The organism is Luteibacter sp. Sphag1AF (assembly GCF_014192715.1).
Taxonomy (GTDB): domain Bacteria; phylum Pseudomonadota; class Gammaproteobacteria; order Xanthomonadales; family Rhodanobacteraceae; genus Luteibacter.
Map to the genome: position 1 here is coordinate 306,519 of NZ_JACHYH010000002.1, position 20,920 is coordinate 327,438.

Below are 20,920 nucleotides of genomic sequence, written 5' to 3' on the forward strand. Positions count from 1 at the left end.
AAGGCCAGGAAGCCTGTCAATCGTCGTCAGCGGCGTCGTCCACGTCAGCGTGGGTAAGACTACGTACTGTGGCGGCGGCGAAGCCCCGGCGCAAGAGGAATTGCGCCCTGCGGGCACGCTCGGCAGGGTCGACAGAGGGTCCGCCGTATCGGCGGCGAAGCTGGGACGACGCCAGATCGCGCCAGTCCACGTCGGCCGCCTCCAGCAGTTGCCGGATGGCTGCGTCACCAATTCCCTGGCTTTTCAGCTCGGCGCGAATCCTCGCCGGGCCATAGCCCTGCGAGATGCGGCTGCGAACAAGCACTTCGGCATACCGGCTGTCGTCCTGGTATCCGAGATCTTCCAGCCGTTCGACGGCGGCGGATGTTTCGTCACGGGCAAAACCGCCCCGACCCAGCTTCTGCCGAAGCTCCCGCTGCGAATGCTCGCGGCGGGCCAAAAGCCCCAGCGCCTTGTCGAAGGCGCTTCGGGGTGCGCGGGGCTTTTTGCCAGACCCGGAGGCATCGCGCTGATCCGGGCTACCGTCGTCCGGACCCTGGCTTGATCCATCCCGGCGCCTCATAAGGCGCCGGAACCCGATGGCGATGCCACCGGGGAAGTATCAATGCCCCGCATCGACTCAGACTTCTTCCAGCGCGTCGGCTTCCGCGTCCGCGGACTTCGGGCCTGCCTTCACCAGCAGGCGGGCGCGCAGTTCGGCGTCCACTTCGTTGGTGATGGCCGGATTGTCACGCAGGAACTGGCGGACGTTTTCCTTGCCCTGGCCAATGCGATCACCCTTGTAGCTGTACCAGGCACCTGACTTGTCGATCAGGTTTTCACGCACACCCAGCTCGATGATCTCGCCTTCGCGCGAAGTACCTTCGCCGTACAGGATTTCAAACTCGGTCTGGCGGAACGGCGGTGCGACCTTGTTCTTTACCACCTTGACGCGGGTTTCCGAACCGATGATTTCCTCGCCCCGCTTCACCGCGCCAATCCGGCGGATGTCCAGGCGCACGGAGGCATAGAACTTCAGCGCATTACCGCCGGTGGTGGTTTCCGGGCTACCGAACATCACGCCGATCTTCATGCGAATCTGGTTGATGAAGATGACCAGGCAATTGGACTTCTTGATATTGGCGGTGAGCTTGCGCAGCGCCTGGCTCATGAGGCGGGCATGCAGGCCGACGTGGGAGTCGCCCATCTCGCCTTCGATTTCCGCCTTCGGTGTCAGAGCGGCTACCGAGTCGACCACCACGACGTCCACGGCGCCCGAACGCACGAGCATGTCGGCAATCTCCAGTGCCTGCTCGCCGGTATCTGGCTGGCTGACCAGAAGGTCGGCAACGTTCACGCCCAGCTTTTCAGCGTAAGTAGGATCAAGCGCGTGCTCGGCATCCACAAACGCAGCGGTGCCACCGGCACGCTGGCACGATGCGATGACCTGAAGCGTCAGAGTCGTTTTACCGGAGGATTCCGGACCATAGATTTCGACCACACGGCCACGCGGAAGACCGCCGATGCCCAGCGCGATATCCAGGCCCAGCGAACCGGTCGAAACCGTGTCGATGGTGTCATCCACGCGATCACCAAGGCGCATGACCGCACCCTTGCCGAACTGCTTCTCGATCTGGCCGAGGGCACTTGCGAGCGCCTTGCGCTTGTTGTCGTCCATCGTGGTTCTTCCAATAGCGTTTATGTAGGGAGGTATCTTGCCCGGCCGCCGTCTCAGGGACTGCGATCCGTCAGTTGATCAGTTTGCCACATGCGTCAAGAGGCGCCCGCCCAGTTATCGAGCTCTCTGCTCATTCCAGCCAATGCGGCGGCCACGGTCTGTCGGCGGACGGCCTCACGGTCGCCATCGAAGAGAAAACGCTCCGCGTGCGCGTAGCCCCCGCGCCGCTTCCAGCCGATCCACACGGTGCCGACCGGCTTGCCCGGCGTGCCGCCGGTGGGCCCTGCGATACCGGTGACGGCCACCGCAATGCCCGCGCCATAACGGGCCAGCGCGCCGGACACCATTTCCACGGCGACCGCTTCGCTGACCGCGCCCTTCTCCTCCAGCGTCCGCGGATTGACCCCGAGCAGGGCCTCCTTTGCGCTATAGCTGTAAGTAACGACGCCAGCCTCAAACCAGGCCGAGCTGCCGGCAAGGTCGGTCAGCGTCTTGGCGATCCAGCCACCCGTGCAGGACTCCGCCGTGGCGACCATGACGCGCTGGCGCAGTGCGGCAGCGGCCACGTCGGAGGCCAGCGCCAGGAGGTCGGCGTCTGTAGGAATGGATGCGTGCGACATGCGTACTCCGCGAACAGTCGATGTAAGGATACGGATCAAAGCGTTCCGTTCTACTCCGACGCCACCCACCCGCCAAGACTTGACTGCCGCAACGCAACAAGCGCGCACTCTACTTAATATGCAATGTATTCACATTTGTATATGCGGCCTTCACATTATGATTTACGACAGTCCCATTACATATTTAAAAGAGTGGTTGCGTGAGATGGATCACACAAATTTACCGAATTCGCACTAGCCAACGGAAACTTGTTCGGTTATTTTTCCCCTGCGGGAACAGGGCGCGACTTAAAGCGCGGGGACAGGGCACAAAATCGGCAAATTGTTAGGAGAAAGAGCAGGCGAATTCCGCCTGGGCTTGCTCCCTTTTGCGTCGATGCTCTGTTGAATGGGCTGGCACGGGCGGAGGGATCGCCCGGACAGGAAGTCTGCATGAGACAGAACATTGCTAGAGACCGGAGCCTGCAAGGCTTTCCCGGTGCAAGGCGTGGGGCGACATGCATCGCGGGGCGGCGCCGACTCCACAGCTTCACAACCATCCAGAATCATGGTGGCCCAAACGGCCAGAAACTCTTTTAGCGCTTATTACTTAAGCGCTGACGCACTTGTGTGCGCGTCTTATGGTGCGTGCGACAAAATGCGGTTGGTATTTCATTGCATTCATCGACTTACGAGTATCACGTGAAGAGATCTTTACTGAATCGTGCCCTGATGGGGCTCGCGCTGATAATAACGTTAGCGCTAACAGGATGTGGCACTCCACCCGCCAGGGACTTTGGCGGCTCGTGGAAGCCGGTTAATCGCTTTCAGGACACGCCGGCGGAAATCCCGCTTTCGGTCGCCTATACGTTTTATGCGTCGCCGATGGATGGCACGCTCAAGACGATGCTTACGCGCTGGGCGGACGACTCGGGCATGACCCTGTCCTATCGCCTGCTGTCCGATTTCACTCTTTATAAGCGCGTGTCGGAGATTCACACGCCTGACGCCCGTGAGGCCGCTGCCGAACTGAGCTCGATCTACGCGACCCAGGGCGTTTCGGTGTCAGTCATCGGCCGGGAAATCCGTGTCGAATCGGCCAGCGCCGTACAGCCGACCGCCGCCGATGTGTCGGCACCCGCTGCTGCGCCCGCAAGCGCGCCGGTTGCTGCCACACCTTCCGCAGATTCAACGCCCACCCTTGGTAAAGCCGGCTCGACTACGACGCAGGACGCCAAATGATCAGCACAGGAACATGCGTCGTGACGACTAAGGCGGGCACTCGCTAATGCGCAACAAGAAATCCAGTCCGAATATCGACGCCGCCATCTCGAAGTCTGTGAATTTCGAGCTGACCGTTGCCGATCTTGCCCGGCGCAGCGAGAAGCGCGCCTGGATGGTCGCCGGTGCGTCCGTCATCATGTCGCTCATCCTCGTGGGCGGCTACTTCTACATGCTGCCCCTGAAGGAAAAGGTGCCGTACATCGTCATGGCTGATGCCTACACGGGCACCAGCTCGGTGTCGCGGGTCACCGATGACGTGGTCAACCGCCGTATCAGCGCCAGCGAAGCCATCAACCGCAGCAACATCACCCATTTCGTGCTCGCCCGCGAGTCCTACGATGTGGCCATGATCAACTTGCGCGACTGGGCCACGGTGCTCACGATGTCGTCGCCCAACGTCGCGGCCGCGTACACCAATCTGCACTCGTCGACCAACCCGAACAGCCCGTACAAGACCTACGGTCGTACGCAGGCCATCCGTGTTCGCATCCTGAGCATCGTGCTGATCGGCGGCGGTGACGGCACGGCGCCGAAGGGTGCCACGGTTCGCTTCCAGCGCAGCCTGTACAACAAGACCACCGGCATGACCACGCCGATGGATTCGAAGATCGCCACGATGGCGTTCTCCTACAAGCCGAACCTCAAGATGGATGACCAGTACCGGGTTGAAAATCCGCTCGGCTTCCAGGTCAGCGACTACCGCGTCGACAACGATTACGGTACGGCCCCGCCGGAAGAAGTGGCCCCCGCGCGCGATTCCAGCGCTGCCGCCGGGCTTGACCCGGATGCGATGGACGCCCCGGGCACCGGCGCGCCAGACGCTCAGGCACAGACGGGCGTACCGGCTTCGCCGATTCCCAATGACTCCGGCTACCCTGCCGCCGCGCAGGGTCAGGCACCAGCTGCGCCCACGTATCCGGCAGCAGCACCCGCACCGACCGCTGCACCGGGCGCCCAGGCTCCCACCGCACCTGCTACTGCGCCGCGTGGCGCCGCCAACGGAGGGCGTCGTTGATGAATCGCTTGACTAAGGTTGGCCTCGCCTGCGTGCTTGGCCTCGCTGCCACCGGCGCGGCCACCGCGCAGGTGGTGCAGCCGTACGAGTATCAGCCCGATCACATCTATCAGGTGCGCGCCGGCCTGGGCATCACCACGCAGATCGAGCTCAGCCCGAACGAAAAGATCCTCGACTACAGCACTGGCTTCAGCAGTGGCTGGGATCTGACCCGTCGCGACAACGTCTTCTATGTGAAGCCGAAGAACGTGGACGTCGATACGAACATGATGATTCGTACCGCCACTCACTCCTACATCTTCGAGCTCAAAGTCGTCGCCACCGACTGGAAGACCCTGGATCAGGCGCGCCGCGCCGGCGTGCAGTACAAGATCCAGTTCACCTACCCATCTGACACCAGTTTTGTCAGCGAGCAGAAGAAGGTCGCCAAGACGGCAGAGCTCGACACGTCACTGGTGAAGGGCCGCGACTACAACTTCAATTACGACTTCGCCATGCGCCGCAAGACTGCGCCGTGGCTCGTACCGGTCAATGTTTACGACGACGGCCAGTTCACCTATATCAAAATGAGTGACCTGAAGCAGTTCCCGACCGGAAATTTCCCCACGGTGTACATGCGCGAGCGCGAGCACGGTGAAGACTCGGTAGTGAATACGACAGTCGAGGGCAACACCATTGTTGTCCATGGCACGTATCCATTCCTTGTCATCCGGCATGACAACAACGTTGTGGGTCTGCGAAGGAATACCAAAAAGTGAGCTCGAATACGCCCAATCACCCGGACGACGAAGCCGCAAACGGCCACACCTCGCCGTACGAAAACACGGCGCCGCAGCAGCCGCAGCAGCCTGATCCGCTGGCAAACAATCCGTACTCGGCGCAGCAGCGCCAGTCCGAGGCGCCCGATCTGGATGCCGGCGCGCCCCAGCTGGCTTCGTCGAACGACCTGCGCCGGATGAACCGTCGTGCGCTGGGCTTTCTCGCGGGCATCGTTGCGTTGCTTCTGTTCGCTGCTTTCTGGATGTTGAAAAGCGGCGAGTCGAAAACCGAAGCGCCGCAGAAGCCCCGCGAAGAAACGGTCAGTGTCCCCGAGGCACCGACGGCTCTTCCGCCTCCCCTGCCGCGCGTGTCGCAGCAGGCGCAGGCCATCCCGCTCGCTCCGCCTCCGCCGCTTCCCACCGATGCGCAGAAGCGTCCGCTCACCATGCCGCAGCAACCCCGCGGGCCGTCGCTCGTTGAGCGTCGCATCATGGAAGCGGAAGCCGGTGGTGGCGGTCAGCAGTACGCTGGCGGCGGCCAGGGTGCAGCGCCGGGCGGCATGCAGGCTCCGGGCGGCGCCTATGGCGGCATGATGGGCGGCCCCGGCGGCATGGGTCCGGGCGGCATGCTTCCCAACAACGGTGTGCCGGTCAATTCGGCCTACGGCCAGAAGCCCCTGCCGGAAGTGTCCAGCGCCGAACCGCTGACGCACCCGGACACCCTGATGCTGCGCGGCACATTTATCCGCTGCGTGCTTGAAACCCGCATCATCACGGACATCCCGGGCTTCACGTCCTGCGTGGTGACCGAACCGGTGTATTCGTTTACCGGCAAGCGCCTGCTGTTGCCCAAGGGCTCCAAGGTGCTTGGCCGATACGAAAGCGAACCCAATGGCCCGCGCGTCGCGGTGATCTGGGACCGCATCGTGACGCCCACCGGCATCGACGTGAGCATGGCCAGCCCCGGCGTGGACACGCTGGGCGGTGCCGGCCATCCGGGCTACTACAACGCGCACTGGGGCAGCCGTATCGGCGCCGCCCTGCTCATCAGCATGCTCAGCGATGCATTCAAGTACGAGGCTGCCGAGCATGGTCCGAAGAACACCACCGTCAGCAATGGCGTGGTGACGCAGACTCCGTTTGAAAGCAACACCGCTTCCACCATGCAGATGCTTGCGAACCAGGCCGTGCAGCGCGCAGCCAATCGACCGGCTACTGTCACGATCAACCAGGGCACCGTGCTTGCCATCTACGTCGCAAAAGACGTTGATTTCAGCGGTGTCGTCGCACGTTACTGACAGGGAAATTTTTTGAGCATGTCCGACGCTACTGTTGCAGATGTTCCGAATGAATTTCTGGAATACCAGTACGAAGTACTGGGAGTCCGGGATTTCATGGCGTCGCCCGACGTCACGGAAATCTGCATCAACAAGCCCGGCGAGCTGTATCTGGAAAGCCGCGGCGCCTGGCGCCGCGTGGAAGTGCCTTCGCTCACCTTCGAGCGCGCTCGCCAGTTCTGCACCGCCGTGGTGAACGAAAGCAATACCGGGCAGCGCATCACGGACGTGGATCCGGTGGTGTCGCTAACCTTCCCGACCGGACAGCGTGCGCAGTTCGTGATCCCCCCGGCCTGCGAAGCGGGCCATGTGTCGATCACGATCCGCCTGCCGTCCAAACAGACCAAAACGTTGGCGCAATACCAGGAAGACGGCTTCTTCGACCAGATCGTCGAGGACGCCAATGTCATCAGCGAGCACGACCGCGAACTGCTGGATCTTCGTGGACAGCGCCGCTATGCCGACTTCTTCCGCAAGGCAGTGCTCAGCAAGAAAAACATCGTCGTTGCAGGAGCCACCGGCAGCGGTAAAACCACTTTCATGAAGTCGCTGGTCCACCACATTCCGGACGACGAACGTCTGGTGACCATCGAAGACGCCAGGGAGCTTTTCATAGATCAACCCAACGTGGTGCACCTGCTCTACTCAAAAGGTGGACAGAGCGCCAGTAACGTCACCGCGAAAAGCTGCATGGAGGCCTGTCTGCGCATGAAGCCGGATCGGATCATCCTGGCCGAGCTTCGCGGTGACGAATCGTTCTATTTCATCCGTAACTGCGCATCCGGCCACCCGGGTTCGATCACAAGCTGTCACGCCGGCAGCATCGAGCAGACCTGGGACCAGCTTGCGCTGATGGTGAAAGCTTCAACCGAGGGCTCAGGACTTGAGTTCGCGACGATCAAACGACTGTTGATGATGACCATCGACATCGTCGTCCATATCAAGGCGCATGCCGGGCGCCGCTACATCACCGGTATTGATTTCAACCCTGGCCGGGCTTTCGCTCCGACCGCAGGGTAACGACGACCGGCTATGCCGGTCAGGAAGACAGGAGTTGTAAAGGTGCTACCAGGAATGGAAATGTTAGCGTGCCCCAACCTTGCCGTACCGGCCGAGGTGATGCAGCACGTCGTCGAAGTCGAGTCCAGCCGCAACCCGTTTGCGATTGGCGTCGTCGGCGCGCAGCTGGTCCGTCAGCCCAACAACCTCGACGAGGCTGTCGCCACCGTGCGCATGCTCGAAGAGAAGGGCTACAACTATTCCCTGGGTGTCGCGCAGGTCAATCGCGCCAACCTCAGCAAGTTCGGACTCGACTCGTACGAGAAGGCTTTCGACGTCTGCCCCAATCTTCAGGCGGGCTCGAAGATCCTTGCCCAGTGCTATGCAAGCGCTGGCGGCGACTGGGGCAAATCCTTCAGCTGTTACTACTCCGGCAACTTCACCACCGGCTATCAGGACGGTTACGTGAAGAAGGTGTTCGACTCGATGAGCCGTCAGGCTGCCATCGGCAACGCCTCGCCCATTCCTCTGCAACTGGTCAGCGCAGCGCCCGGCGTGGGCTCACGCAATGCCAGACAGGTCACTACCCTCACCACCGACAACGCGGCCTACCGCGTGGCCATGCGCAGCGTCCTGGACGCCGCCGCATCCGCCACGATAGCCGTCGCCATGGCTCCTTCTGCCAGTAATGGCAGCACGACCGACGCAGGGCTGCCCACCGCGCAGATGCCTGTGGCGCCGTCCGCCATGGCAATGGCCCAGCCAGGCATGCCCCTCAGCATGCCCATGGGACAGATACAGAACACACCCATGAGTCCCGCCGCGGCAGCCGTTGCCGCGCAGACCATCGGGCCGATAGCGCAGGCAGCTTCCGCCCTCGCGAACCAGCCAACCATGGCTGGCACGCTGGGTTCGGAAGTATTCGTGCCGCAGGTTCGCGGCCCGAATGATCCTGTGGCTCCCGCCAACGCCCCCGTTGCAGCCATGCCCGTCAATACAGGCGTGGCCGCTCCGCAAATGGTGCAGGCACCGGCCGGCGATCAGGCCGACCTCCGCAGGGGAGCGCGCGATGACGCCTTTGTTTTCTGATCTTGCCGGCCATGTGTTTTCACGTGCCGGTCTTACCGTGTCTGCCAGTGCGCCCCGGCGCCTGTCGCGATGGCCTTCGGGCCGCAATATCGCTTCGGCATCATGCCGCAGCGAGTCGAAAGTGAACCAGGCTGCGTCACGCACAGCCTTCCTCAGCGCGGCCGTCAGCCGACAGCCGCATCATGTTGAACCGTTAACTCAAGGAAATAACGAGATGGCCCTGCCCTTCCTCAACGACTCCAACGTTTCGTCCCAGACCTCGCTGTCGCGAAAGGTTGCCTTCTTCGCCATGATGGTAGCCATCATGCTTCCCGGCCTCGTGCTCGCCGATCCCGAAGTGGGCGTGGGCGAGACGTCCACGAAGGTCTGCGGCTTCTTCCAGAACATCAACTCGCTTCTGAACGCTGCCTCGATCGTCGTCGTGACCATCGCCGTGATCTTCTCCGGCTACCAGATCGCCTTCGCTCACAAGCGCATTGCTGACGTGGCTCCGGCTCTCATCGGCGGCGTGCTGATCGGTGCGGCAGCTCAGGTCGCCACCATGGTCGTCGGCGGTAGCGGTGGCGCTGCCAAGGCCTGCACGTCCACCAGCGGCGCGACCACGATGATCTTCGATCACCTGCACACGGCTGCTCAGTTCCTGCACCTGTATGCATAAGAACGCGCTGTTTCGCGGCTGCACCCGCCCGCCCATGTTCATGGGGGTGCCTTATGTGCCCTTCTTCGTGGGCGCGGGCAGCGGCTTGCTGATGGCGATGTACTTCAACATGTGGTTCCTGCTGCTCATTCCGATTTCGGTTTTCGTGATGCGTCAGATGGCGCGTTCCGACGAACTGATTTTCCGCCTGCTGGGCCTGCGCCTGCAGTTCCGCACGCGTGTTCGGAATATTCAGCAGCACGATGGGATGTGGGTGTTCACGCCAAACTCCTATCGTGAGCCACAGAAGAAAGCGTAAGAGACTGATAGATGCCCTGGCATTCGTGCCAGGGCCTTTTTTGCGATCCATACGGTATCGATAACCATGTTTACTCCAGACGCACCCATTGGCGAGTTTCTTTCACTCTCCACCCACGTATCGCCCACTGTTCTGAAAACGACCGGCGGCGACTTCGTGCTTGTATGGCGGCTGGGAGGCCTGCCCTTCGTGGGCCGTGAGGAATGGGATCTCGAACACCGCCACAACACGTTCAACCGCATGCTGCAGACGCTGCGTGCTCCCGATTTCGTGAACGTGGCCTTCTGGGTTCATGACGTGCGTCGTCGGCGCCAGATCAAGAACAAGAGCCACTTCAACCAGAAGTTCAACCAGACGATGTCCGACGCGTACTACGACGCGCTGTCGGCACAGAAGCTGATGCAGAACGAGCTGTACCTGACGATGATTTATCGCCCGGTGGTCGCCGGCAAGCGCTTCTCGGAGAAATCGGCCGACGTCAGCCAGCTCCAGGCCGAGCAGACCCAGGCGATTGCCACCATTCTCGAACTGGCCGGCAACGTCGAGGCCGTGCTCAAGGATTACGCGCCGTATCGTCTTGGCATGTACGAGGCATCCAACGGCGTGGTGTTCTCAGAGACCCTGGAGTTCTACGGGTATCTGCTCAACCGCATTGACGAGCCCGTGCCGGTGCTGGATGCACCCGTGCATAGCTACCTGCCGGTCAGCCGCCAGCGCTTCTCGTCCAAGACGGGCGACTTCGTGCTGACCACGCCCACCGGCGTGAACCACTTTGGCGCCATCCTCAACATCAAGGAATACACCGAAGGCACCTACCCGGGCATCCTCAATGGCCTGAAGTATCTGGACTTCGAATACGTCATCACACACTCCTTCAGCCCGATGGGTCGCCAGGACGCACTCAAGGCGCTGGAACGCACCAAGGGCATGATGATTTCCTCGGGTGACAAGGCCGTCAGCCAGATCATCGAGCTGGACCAGGCAATGGATCACCTGGCTTCGGGCAACTTCGTGCTCGGCTCGTACCACTTCTGCATCGCGATCTACGCCGCCAGCCAGGAACAGCTGTCGCAGCAGATCGCAGCAACCCGCGCGGAGCTTTCCAACGCCGGCTTCGTGTCGACCAAGGAAGACCTCGCCGTCACCGCTGCGTTCTACTCGCAGTTCCCTGGAAACTGGAAGTACCGCACGCGCATTGCCAACGTCAGTTCGCTGAATTTCCTTGGCCTGTCGCCGCTGCACAATTTCGCCACGGGCAAGAAGGAAAACAATCCCTGGGGCGATTGCGTCACCACGCTGCAGACCACCAACGGTCAGCCGTACTATTTCAATTTCCACGCCACCCACCCCGCCGAGAACTCGCTGGGTGAGAAGGCGATCGCCAACACCATGGTCATCGGCAAATCCGGTACCGGTAAAACCGCGCTCATCAACTTCCTGCTGAGCCAGGTGCAGAAGCTGACGCCGTCCCCCACGATCTTCTTCTTCGACAAGGATCGCGGTGCGGAGATCTTCGTGCGCGCATGCGGCGGCAACTACCTGGCCCTGGAAAACGGACAGCCCACCGGCTTCAACCCGTTCCAGTGCGAGCGCAACGAAGCCAACGTGCAGTTCCTGGCAGATCTGGTGAAGGTGCTGGCAGGCAAGAGCGTCTACAGCTCGCGCGAAGAAGAAGACATCTTCCGTGCCGTGGAGAACATCCTCGACACCCCGATGCACCTGCGCAACATGACCAACTTCCAGAAGAGCCTGCCGAACCTGGGCGACGATGGCCTGTTCATCCGCATGCGCCGATGGACGGCTGGCAACTCGCTGGGCTGGGTGTTCGACAACCCGCGCGATACCGTCGACCTGAGCCGCGCGAACATCATCGGCTTCGACTACACCGACATCATCGACAACCCCGAAGTACGCGCCCCGGTCATCAACTACCTGCTTCACCGCCTCGAAGCGCTGATCGACGGTCGCCCGCTCATCTACGTGATGGATGAGTTCTGGAAAATCCTGGACGGCAAGGGCGGCCTCAAAGAGTTCGCCAAGAACAAGCAGAAAACCATCCGTAAGCAGAATGGTCTGGGCATCTTCGCCACGCAGAGCCCGGAAGACGCGCTGGCCAGCGACATCGCAGCGGCACTGATCGAACAGACCGCCACGATGATCCTGCTGCCCAACCCGAACGCAAGCCGCGAAGACTACATCGAAGGCCTGAAGCTGACGGAAGCGGAGTATCAGGTGGTGGTCAGCCTCGACGAGCGCTCGCGCTGCTTCCTCGTAAAGCAGGGCCATGCGTCATCGGTGTGCCAGCTCAACCTGCGCGGCATGGACGACTCGCTGGCCGTGATCTCCGCGTCCACCGACAACATCGAAATCATGCACGACATTCTGCGCGAACGCGCAGCGGCCGAAGGCGTACCAGCCGACGATCTTCGCCCGGAACAGTGGCTGGAAGCGTTCTACGAGAATCGCAAGGGCAGCGGAAAGAAGCCCACCAAGCCTACTCAATCTGCACAGCCGACCCGTTCGGCCGCGGTCTGACCCGTTCGCCATGAAGATGGAGAATCCCATGAAGACAATGACACTCATCAACATCTCGCCTGTCGCCCGCCGCTTCGTCGGCGCCGTCGCTTCCCTGCTGCTGTTCTGCGCCGTGGTGCCCAATGCCCACGCCCAGTGGGAGGTCACCGATTCTCAGGTGACCAGCAACACCAGCGCCATCAAGGACAACACGGGCGAGATCAAGACCAACACGGCCAACATGCGCGATGCCATCGGCAATCAGGGCAGTGGCGGCAACAACACGGTCAACGCCAACCTGTATCACATTGATCAGAAGCTGACCCTGGCCGATGACAACTATCTGAATACGCAGCCCGGTACCCGGATGGCCGATCCGACGGTCAATCTGCCTACGGCTGCCAGCAGCGCCAAGCTCGACGATGGCTCGCGCTGCAAGAGCGTTGCCCAGCCGCAACAGGCTACCTGCCAGAAAATCGTGGATATCGAGAACTCGCAATACCAGTACATGCTGACGGTGTACGAAACCAGCAAGACGCGCGACACGATGCTGCGTGACCTCCTGAAGGAGCGCGAGAAGATCAACAGCAGCGGCCCGAATCAGTTCGCGATGCTGGAAAACAACACCAACAAGCTCACCGCGCTCTACAACCTCATCGCGCTGGATCATCAGCAGATGCTCGCAGTGAACTATGCCTATGAGGCCAACCTCCGCTACCTGCGCCAGACGCAGACGCTGGCAGCCAACGCGGCCGCCACCGGCAAGACAACCGATAGCCTGGGCAGCATCAGCATTCCAGGCATTGGTTCCATCGACATCGGCCAGGCCATCAGCGGCCTGACGACGGGCATGGCCCTTGGTGCCGCGCTTGATGGAGTGGCGACGTCGGCTCCGTCTGGCATGCAGCGCCTCTCCATCACCGACTCGAGCAGCTGGTGACATGCGTTTCGTCGTCTCTCTTCCAGTGGGAATGCACCCCGCCTGCGCCGGGGCTGACGTCTCGCCGTTTCACGTAATGAGGAACACCGTGCCATGCTGGACATGACCTCGGGCCATTTTGGCCACTCTGCTATTGCCATGGCAGGCGATCCTCTGGATGCCGCCTCACAGTTCGTCTTCTTCTACTCCATCAACAAGTTCCTCCGGAACGAAATTGACATCATGCAGTGGAAGTTGCTGACCAACGCGGCGACGATCATCGGCTTCGTAGCCGTCTCCGTGCTTACCGTCTGGATCATGTTCCAGGGTTTTCGTATCGTCACCGGCCAGTCGCGCCAGCCCATGATGGTGTTGGTCGGCGACGCGCTCAAAGCAACCCTGATCATCTTCGTCGCCACGTCGGCAGCGTACTCGTCATCGTCCATCTACTGGACGCTGACTGACGGCGTGTCCAGCACCATCTCAAGCTATATCACGGGTGATTCCAACCCATTCACGTCCATCGACAAGAATCTGGCCGGCATGGAAGCGGCCATGGCAACCATCGACGCCATTGATACCGGCGGCAACGATGCCGCGCAGGCGTCCAAGGACCGCGATCGCTGGTTTACCGGCATCGGCATTGCCGGGCCCAGCGTGATCGCCGGCTCCATGCTGCTGCTCAACAAGATCGCCCTTGCCCTGTTTGTGGGCTTCGGCCCCATTTTCATCATGTGTCTGCTCTTTGAGCAGACCAAGAGCCTGTTCAGCAAGTGGCTGCTCTACGGTATAGGAACCGTGTTTTCGCTCGCGGTACTCACAACCATGGTCAGCATCGCCATGAAGATGATGGCTGCCATCACCGCCGCCTTTGCCGTGAAATATCTGCTAACGCTGCCCAATGTAGGGGGTATCGGGTCCACCGATGGCATCAACAGCATGGCGATGCAGCAGGGTGGCCTCGGTCTTATCCTGTCAACCCTGATCGTCATGGCTCCCCCAATGGCAGCCGCCTTCTTCCAGGGCACCCTCGGCCAGTTCGCCTCGTACTCGTCGTTCGGCAACATTGGCGCCCATGGCGCCGGTGCACGCGACGCACAATCGCTTGCCCGAGGCATTCCTCCGTCGGGCGGTGGGGGTGTCGGTGGCGGCGGAGGTGGTGGCGGAAACAAGGAGGACGGTTCCAGAAGCACAACGACGCCCAACCACAACTTGTCCGGGCTCAACAACATGAACGCTTCGTCTCTGGCACTTAATGACACGACGAAAACAAATGTATCGCGCCCCGGTGAATCCACGGCATGAAGCCCGTCCATATCCTGATCGCATTGGCAGCAATGTACACACCGGTCGCGTGGTCTCAATGTGCTCCTGGCATTCCTTCCGCCGGAAATCCGGGCTGCATTCCGCCCGGCCAGAGCAACTCTCCTTACTCACAGGCGGCTCCAGCTCAACCGGAGCCTGTGTGGGCGAGCCGTTGGGGCGCCATTGCCGTTGATCTGAACACAGCAAGAAGCGGCACGGCAGCTGATGAGGAAAGCCAATCGAACGCCGAAAATACCGCGCGGCGCGTTTGCGAGAGCAACGGCGGCAGCAATTGCGAAATCATTCTTTCTTACTTCAACCAATGCGCTGCCGTGGCACAGAATCCTGAGGGTGGGCCTTTTGGAAAGGCGCATGCAGTAACGCTTGAAAAGGCGGAGTCGATGGCGCTTGCGGCGTGTCCTGGCAGCGGCTGCAAAGTCATCTACAGCAAGTGCAGTCTTCCCGTAAAAGTGCGCTAGGCGCACCCTTGTACACGACGAAGACAAAATGTATCGCACCCCGGAGAATCCACTGCATGAAGCCCTTCCATATCCTGATCGCATTGGTAGCAATGTACGCACCGGTCGCATGGTCGCAATGCGCGCCGGGGATTCCTTCCGCAGGTAATCCTGGCTGCATCCCGCCCGATCAAAGTAATTCACCGTATTACCAGGGCACGGCTCCTTCGGCACCCCAGCCTGTCTGGGCAGATCGTTGGGGGGCGGTGGCGGTGGACCTGGGGACGGGGCAGAGCGGCGCAACATCCGACCAGGGCAGTGAATCGCAGGCGAGGAGCGAGGCGCTCAGCGCGTGTGAGCGCAACGGGGGCACGAAATGCGAAATCGTGCTCTGGTACTTCAACCAGTGCGCTGCCATTGCCGAAAAGCCTGAAGGAGGCAGTTTTGGCAAAGCTCATGCTGACACTGTGGAGCGAGCTGAACAGCTTGCCCTGCAGGCATGTGGTGGCGGCTCCTGCAAGGTCATCTACACCAAGTGCAGCTTGCCGGTAAGAGTCCAGTAGCTGACGAATGAACCGATGTGACGACGGCCGAAGGAATAACATCAGCAGTCGCCAAAAATGCCAGCGGTAGATTGGTAGAGAAGCAGCATTGGCTACTGTTGAGCGTGTATCAGAAGTGCAGGACTACTCCGGCCAGCAGGCACTGTTGATAAGAGTGCGCCAGGCGCACGCTTGTACACGACGAAGACAAAATGCATCGCACCCCGGAGAATCCACTGCGTGAAGCCCTTCCATATCCTGATCGCATTGGTAGCAATGTACGCACCGGTCGCATGGTCGCAATGCGCGCCGGGGATTCCTTCCGCAGGTAATCCTGGCTGCATCCCGCCCGATCAAGGTAATTCACCGTATTACCAGGATGCGGCACCTTCAGCGCCTCAGCCCGTCTGGGCAGATCGTTGGGGGGCGGTGGCGGTGGACCTGGGGACGGGGCAGAGCGGCGCAACATCCGACCAGGGCAGTGAATCGCAGGCGAAGAACGAGGCGCTCAGCACGTGTGAGCGCAACGGCGGCACGAAATGCGAAATCGTGCTCTGGTACTTCAACCAGTGCGCTGCCATTGCCGAAAAGCCTGAAGGAGGAGGCTTCAGCAACGCTCATGCTGATACTGTGGAGCGAGCTGAACAGCTTGCCCTGCAGGCATGTGGCGGCTCCTGCAAGGTCATCTACACCAAGTGCAGCTTGCCGGTAAGAGTCCGGTAGCCGACAAATGAACCGATGTCACGACGGCCGAAGGAATAACATCAGCAGTCGCCAAAAAGACCCGTGGTGGATGGGTGGAGAAGCAGCAGCGGCTACTGTTGAGCATGTATCAGAAGTGCAGGACTACTCCGACCAGCAGGCACTGTTGAAATGTGGCGACAACTCGCAGTGCAAGACGATCTATCACGATTGCAGCTATGCCCGGCAGCCGTAGTAACCCGAACTGAATCCTGTCAACGCGGCCTCATTCATCCGTGACGTCTTCTGCTAGAAAGGACGACTCAGTACGCACCCCAAACTGGCGTTTTGCTTGCCTCAGGAATTCCGTCCCCATGAGCCGATCCCCCATCTTCAGTCTTCTGGCATTGTGCGCCGTCGCTTCGTCGCCTGCGTTCGCCGCGGCAGACTCCCCGAGCCTGAGGCCCGCCTACACGCAGTGCGTCGAGGCCGCGCACAGCGCCACTGATCGCCAGCTCTGCGTGGATGCCGAATATGCCTATCAGGACGGCCGGCTCAACGCGGTGTATCGCAACCTGCAAACCGCGCTGGATACGGGTGAAAAAACGTCTCTGCGCGACCGTCAGCGTACCTGGCTGGCAGACAAGACGAAGTCCTGCACGAATACGGCCGCAACAGGCGGCACTTCGCAAAATGGCAACGCGAACGTGTGTACATTAAACAAGACTGCGGCCCGGGCTGACGAACTGGAAGCCATGCTGGCCAGCCATGCCGCGTCGAATAATCCATACGCCCGCAAGGCATCAGATGCGGGGGCAACGGGCGCCGCCGCATCCTCCGTTGCCGCACAGGACAAAGGAAGCAAGATGGACGACCTGAAAGCGTTTGCGACGGGCGGTGCGAAGATCCTTGATTCCCAGACGGGCGACCTGAATGCCGACGGGCAGACAGACGCCCTGCTGGTGCTGGACCCGCCGTCCACGGCCAATCACAAGCTGGGCGAAGGCCCCGCGCGTGACGTGGTTCTTCTCGTGCGCGACAGCTCTGGCCAGCTGAAGAAGTTCGCAAGCAACGACCGGATCGTTCCGTGCGCCACCTGTGGCGGCATTTCCGGCGATCCCTTTGGCTATACGCGCCTTGAACCGGGCCAGTTCACCATCGTCAATGGCGGCGGCGGCCGCGAACACTGGGCCGACGAATACACGTTCAAGTATTCGGCTGAGAAGAAAGACTGGCTGATCGCACGCGTCGTTCGTCGCGTGGAAGATCGCGATACCGGTAAGCAGCAACGCATCGAGCTGACGGCCAAAGAGCTGGGCGCCGTGACGTTCGGTCATTTCGATCCCTCCACCCTGCCCGAGGTCGAACTGCCCTGAGATGACATTGCCGGACAGGAAGGCCGGTGCAAGACAGGCGCAGCGAACGCGCCGACATGTTGTGGATGGTCAAACAGGAGTTACACATGGCGATTGATCGAGAAACACAAGTGCTGACGGAAGCCACCGCAGCCGGGATCAGGTCACCGAAGGAACTAGCCAATTTCATGGCCCAGGTCACCCATGAGTCCAATGGGTTGAACCGCCTTGAGGAAAGCTTTCGGTACACCAAAGGTATCTCGCAGATTCCCGTGGAATCTGCATGGCGCAAGGGCGAGGCTGCTCTTGAATCCGCACGCAAGGAAGCCATGCAAGGCAAGCCTGAGAAGCTGGCCGAACTGATGTACGGCGGTCGCAACGGCAACGATGAGCCGGGTGACGGCTACAAGTACCACGGTCGCGGTTACATCCAGCTCACTGGCAAGGACAACTACCGCGCCGCCGGACAGGCCCTGGATCTGGATCTGGTCAACAAGCCGGAACTGGCCGCCAAGCCTGAAAACGCCTCGAAGATTGCCGTGTGGTACTGGGAAAACCGTGTTCCGGATGCCGCGCGTGAAGACGTCAAAGGCGCCACCAAAGCCATCAACGGCAAGTACAACGGCCTGGAAGATCGCCGTGAGCGCTTTGCCGATTGGGAAAAGCGGCTGACGCCGGAAGTGATGGAACGGCTCGCCCATGGCCAGGTCGGTCATCCCGTCCGCGGTCACGTGCAGGAAGCACCCGCCCATGGCGTCCTCAAGGACCACTCCCATGGCACGCCCGTGTCGAAACTCCAGGCGGAACTCAATGGCCTGGGCTACACCGATGCACACCACAAGGCACTGAAAGTGGACGGCAGTTTCGGGCCGGCCACGAAATCTGCCGTGGAAGCATTCCAGCGTGACCATCACCTGAAGGTGGATGGCATCGCTGGTGCAAAAACGCTGGAGGCGCTTGCCGCCGCCCAGCATCACCAGAAAACGGCCAGTCAGGCGCACCCGCGCCTGGATCAGCCAAACCATCCCGATCATGCGCTTTATGAGCAGGCCCGCAAGGCGGTGCATCAACTCGATGCACAGCACCACCGCACCCCGGATCAGCGAAGCGACAACCTCGCCGCCGCGCTGACCGTGGCGGCCAAACGGGACGGCCTGAGCCGGATCGACCACGTGTCGTTGAGTAACGATGCCTCCCGCGCCTATGCGGTACAGGGCGACATGAACTCACCACTGAAACGCGTGGCCGACGTGCCCACCCAGCAGGCCGTGAATACGCCCGTTGAGAAAAGCACACAGCAACTGGCCCAGCACGCGCCCGCCCAGCAGCCCGCCCAGGAACTGGGGCAGCAACAGGCGCAGGCGCACCCGTCTGGTCCGACGCCGGGTCATCCATGAATCGCATGAGTGCGGCAGCTACGCGTAGCGCCGCGAAGGGAGTTGTCATGAAATCAGTTATGCAAACCGGCTTGCTCGCGTTGTGCCTTCTGGCCAGCGGCGCGCATGCCGCCGCTGCAAAGGAAACGGCCGAGTCAGCCCGCGCGCGTCTTGCGGGCATGGCGCCGTCCGCGAACATCCAGTGCACCACCGGCAGTCACGGATTCGTGGAATGCACGGCCGATGGTTTCGACATCGCATTCTCCGACTGCAATGCCGATACCAGCTACGGCAGCATCATGGCCGACAAGAGCGTGACGCTCAGCGACGCCATTGATGGCAAGGGCAAGAAAGCCATTGCCGCCCTGCCCCACGACCAGTTCGTCTGCATCGCGGCCACGGCCACGAAAAACGACATTCAACGCTACTACGTCAAGGCGCTTCCCACCGACATCGTCGACAGCTGCAAAGGCAGCGACCTGTGCAAGAGCTACAACGCACAGCCCGTGCAATGGCTTGGCCCCAGAACGGGCAAGGCATGCCAGCACGACAGCCACGGCAATTACATCGGTGATTGCGCGTCGGGCTGGGTCGACAAGGACGACGTGGAGGCTTTCTCCATGGGTCTTAAAACCATTGGCGGGGAGTAAGACATGAGCGGCGATATCTTCAACGAAGTCAACGAGCACTACTTCAAGTCGGGCAAGAAATTTGAATACGGTCGCCCGGACCACTCGTTCAACAACAACAGCCCCAACCACCGCAGCGACCGCAGCCGCACCGAGCAGGATCTGGACGGCGATGGCCGCCTCGGTGTCGATTGCTCGTCGTTCGTGTGGCGCGGCCTCAAGGACGCCGGCTACAACGTGGGCAACGAACCCTTCGCCACGTCGAAGCTGTTCAACGGTACGCATCCCACCGACTATTCGAAGAGCCACTTCGACATCGTGTCCGCACAGGATGCCGCCAAGCCCAATGGCTCGTTGCAGCCTGGCGACATCCTGATGTTCAAGGACATCCACGGAAGCGGTCAGCACGTGGGCATCTTCAAGGGATACGACAAGGCAGGCCACGTGCAATTCGTCGGCTCGCAGGTCAGCACCGGCCCGGCGGAAGTCACTGTAGTCAACGACGGCTACTGGAACCGCAAGCCCGGCAGCACCGCGCCGGGCGTGGAAATCGTGGGTGCGCTGCGTGCCAAGCCGGAATTCCGGGTGGCCGAACCGCTGCACGGCCGCACGCATGGTGAGCCGGCAGTGCATCCGGTCGCACCGCCCAAGGCCGCGGCAGAACCCGTTGCCAAATCAGCTCCGGAAGCCCACCACACCACGCCCGCCCGGCATGACGTCAAGCATGATGCCGCACCGCATATGCTGCGCAAGGGCGAGCATGGCGAGAACGTGCGCGATCTGCAGCATTCGCTGGCGAAGCTCGGGTATACCGACGCCAACGGCCACGCGATCAAGGCCGATGCGCAGTTCGGCGCCCACACCCAAGAGGCGCTGGAAAAATTCCAGAAGTCGCATGGCCTGGAAGTGGATGGTGTGGCCGGCCCCAAGACCATGGACGCCCTCCACAAACAGATGGCCACGCCACGCGTGGATCAGCCTGCGCATCCGGACCACAAGTTGTTCGAGCAGGCGCGCGACGCCGTGCATCGCCTGGATGCCGAACACAAGCGCTCGCCGGACCAGCACAGCGACAACCTGGCCGCCGCCCTCACGGTGGCAGCTCGCCGCGAAGGCATGCACCGGGTGGACCACGCCGTGCTGAACGACGATGCCACGCGTGCGTTCGCCGTGCAGGGCCATCTCGACTCGCCACTGAAGCGCATTGCCGAAGTGGAGACGCAGAAGGCCGTTGCCACGCCGATTGAAAAAAGTACCGAGGCCTTGCAACAGGTCGCGGCGCAGCCCACACAGGGCAAGGTTGCGCCGCATGAACAGCCGATGCCCACCCCGCAGCAGACAGGCCACACACCGGGCCTGTAAGCCGTGTGGCGGCCGGTGAGTTCGTCACCGGCCGCCATGTGACGTGTCCATCGACCACGCCTCGAAGGCTGTTCATGACCAGCAA

General features: G+C 61.3%; 20 protein-coding genes and 2 pseudogenes. 19 read left to right on the plus strand and 3 right to left on the minus strand.

Annotated features, from left to right (window positions below; all coding sequences use genetic code 11):
- Positions 1-16: 16 nt before the first annotated feature.
- The 3 genes from FHW69_RS08380 to FHW69_RS08390 form a co-directional block, all read right to left on the minus strand.
- The gene (locus FHW69_RS08380; protein WP_183422589.1) at positions 17-562 is read right to left on the minus strand and encodes a regulatory protein RecX; all 546 of its coding nucleotides are present in this window, start codon (positions 560-562) and stop codon (positions 17-19) included.
- 57 nt (positions 563-619) lie between these two features.
- Positions 620-1,657 (minus strand): recombinase RecA, encoded by a 1,038-nt coding sequence (recA, locus tag FHW69_RS08385; protein WP_183422590.1) that lies wholly within the window; start codon positions 1,655-1,657, stop codon positions 620-622.
- A gap of 95 nt (positions 1,658-1,752) precedes the next feature.
- The gene (locus tag FHW69_RS08390) at positions 1,753-2,277 is read right to left on the minus strand and encodes a CinA family protein (RefSeq protein WP_183422591.1); all 525 of its coding nucleotides are present in this window, start codon (positions 2,275-2,277) and stop codon (positions 1,753-1,755) included.
- Positions 2,278-2,988: 711 nt separating this feature from the next.
- Between FHW69_RS08390 and FHW69_RS08395 the strand changes: the two are divergent.
- The 19 genes and pseudogenes from FHW69_RS08395 to FHW69_RS08480 form a co-directional block, all read left to right on the plus strand.
- Positions 2,989-3,327 (plus strand): annotated as a pseudogene (locus FHW69_RS08395) (hypothetical protein); the annotation flags it as partial.
- Positions 3,328-3,544: 217 nt separating this feature from the next.
- On the plus strand, positions 3,545-4,555 hold the full coding sequence (locus FHW69_RS08400) for a type IV secretion system protein (RefSeq protein WP_183422592.1): 1,011 nt from the start codon (positions 3,545-3,547) through the stop codon (positions 4,553-4,555).
- Positions 4,555-5,313, plus strand: a complete 759-nt coding sequence (locus FHW69_RS08405; protein WP_183422593.1) for a TrbG/VirB9 family P-type conjugative transfer protein — start codon at positions 4,555-4,557, stop codon at positions 5,311-5,313. Before FHW69_RS08400 ends, FHW69_RS08405 begins: the two co-directional genes overlap by 1 nt.
- On the plus strand, positions 5,310-6,611 hold the full coding sequence (locus tag FHW69_RS08410) for a TrbI/VirB10 family protein (protein WP_183422594.1): 1,302 nt from the start codon (positions 5,310-5,312) through the stop codon (positions 6,609-6,611). Before FHW69_RS08405 ends, FHW69_RS08410 begins: the two co-directional genes overlap by 4 nt.
- An 18-nt stretch (positions 6,612-6,629) precedes the next feature.
- Positions 6,630-7,670, plus strand: coding sequence for a P-type DNA transfer ATPase VirB11 (gene virB11 / locus FHW69_RS08415; RefSeq protein WP_183422595.1), 1,041 nt, complete (start codon positions 6,630-6,632; stop codon positions 7,668-7,670).
- 42 nt (positions 7,671-7,712) lie between these two features.
- Complete coding sequence (locus FHW69_RS08420) at positions 7,713-8,738, plus strand: lytic transglycosylase domain-containing protein (RefSeq protein ID WP_183422596.1); 1,026 nt, start codon at positions 7,713-7,715, stop codon at positions 8,736-8,738.
- A 214-nt stretch (positions 8,739-8,952) separates the two neighbouring features.
- On the plus strand, positions 8,953-9,396 hold the full coding sequence (locus FHW69_RS08425) for a TrbC/VirB2 family protein (RefSeq protein ID WP_183422597.1): 444 nt from the start codon (positions 8,953-8,955) through the stop codon (positions 9,394-9,396).
- Complete coding sequence (locus tag FHW69_RS08430) at positions 9,389-9,694, plus strand: VirB3 family type IV secretion system protein (protein WP_183422598.1); 306 nt, start codon at positions 9,389-9,391, stop codon at positions 9,692-9,694. The genes FHW69_RS08425 and FHW69_RS08430 overlap by 8 nt, the downstream gene beginning before the upstream one ends.
- 66 nt (positions 9,695-9,760) lie before the next feature.
- On the plus strand, positions 9,761-12,229 hold the full coding sequence (locus tag FHW69_RS08435; RefSeq protein WP_183422599.1) for a VirB4 family type IV secretion/conjugal transfer ATPase: 2,469 nt from the start codon (positions 9,761-9,763) through the stop codon (positions 12,227-12,229).
- Between the two features lie 28 nt (positions 12,230-12,257).
- Positions 12,258-13,148, plus strand: a complete 891-nt coding sequence (locus tag FHW69_RS08440; RefSeq protein ID WP_183422600.1) for a hypothetical protein — start codon at positions 12,258-12,260, stop codon at positions 13,146-13,148.
- 138 nt (positions 13,149-13,286) lie between these two features.
- Entirely contained in the window at positions 13,287-14,432 is a 1,146-nt protein-coding gene (locus FHW69_RS08445) for a type IV secretion system protein (RefSeq protein ID WP_183422805.1), read from the plus strand.
- Entirely contained in the window at positions 14,429-14,911 is a 483-nt protein-coding gene (locus FHW69_RS08450) for a DUF4189 domain-containing protein (protein ID WP_183422601.1), read from the plus strand. Before FHW69_RS08445 ends, FHW69_RS08450 begins: the two co-directional genes overlap by 4 nt.
- Positions 14,912-14,967: 56 nt before the next feature.
- On the plus strand, positions 14,968-15,453 hold the full coding sequence (locus tag FHW69_RS08455) for a DUF4189 domain-containing protein (protein ID WP_183422602.1): 486 nt from the start codon (positions 14,968-14,970) through the stop codon (positions 15,451-15,453).
- A 219-nt stretch (positions 15,454-15,672) separates the two neighbouring features.
- The gene (locus tag FHW69_RS08460; protein WP_183422603.1) at positions 15,673-16,155 is read left to right on the plus strand and encodes a DUF4189 domain-containing protein; all 483 of its coding nucleotides are present in this window, start codon (positions 15,673-15,675) and stop codon (positions 16,153-16,155) included.
- A gap of 332 nt (positions 16,156-16,487) precedes the next feature.
- Positions 16,488-16,850: pseudogene (locus FHW69_RS19205) on the plus strand (lysozyme inhibitor LprI family protein); the annotation flags it as partial.
- Positions 16,851-16,979: 129 nt separating this feature from the next.
- Positions 16,980-17,489, plus strand: a complete 510-nt coding sequence (locus FHW69_RS19210; protein WP_343204002.1) for a hypothetical protein — start codon at positions 16,980-16,982, stop codon at positions 17,487-17,489.
- A gap of 86 nt (positions 17,490-17,575) precedes the next feature.
- A complete protein-coding gene (locus FHW69_RS08470) occupies positions 17,576-18,865 on the plus strand; it encodes an XVIPCD domain-containing protein (protein WP_183422605.1) in 1,290 nt (429 codons plus the stop codon).
- 47 nt (positions 18,866-18,912) lie between these two features.
- Entirely contained in the window at positions 18,913-19,494 is a 582-nt protein-coding gene (locus FHW69_RS08475; protein WP_183422606.1) for a hypothetical protein, read from the plus strand.
- 3 nt (positions 19,495-19,497) lie between these two features.
- Complete coding sequence (locus FHW69_RS08480) at positions 19,498-20,835, plus strand: XVIPCD domain-containing protein (RefSeq protein WP_183422607.1); 1,338 nt, start codon at positions 19,498-19,500, stop codon at positions 20,833-20,835.
- Positions 20,836-20,920: the final 85 nt, after the last annotated feature.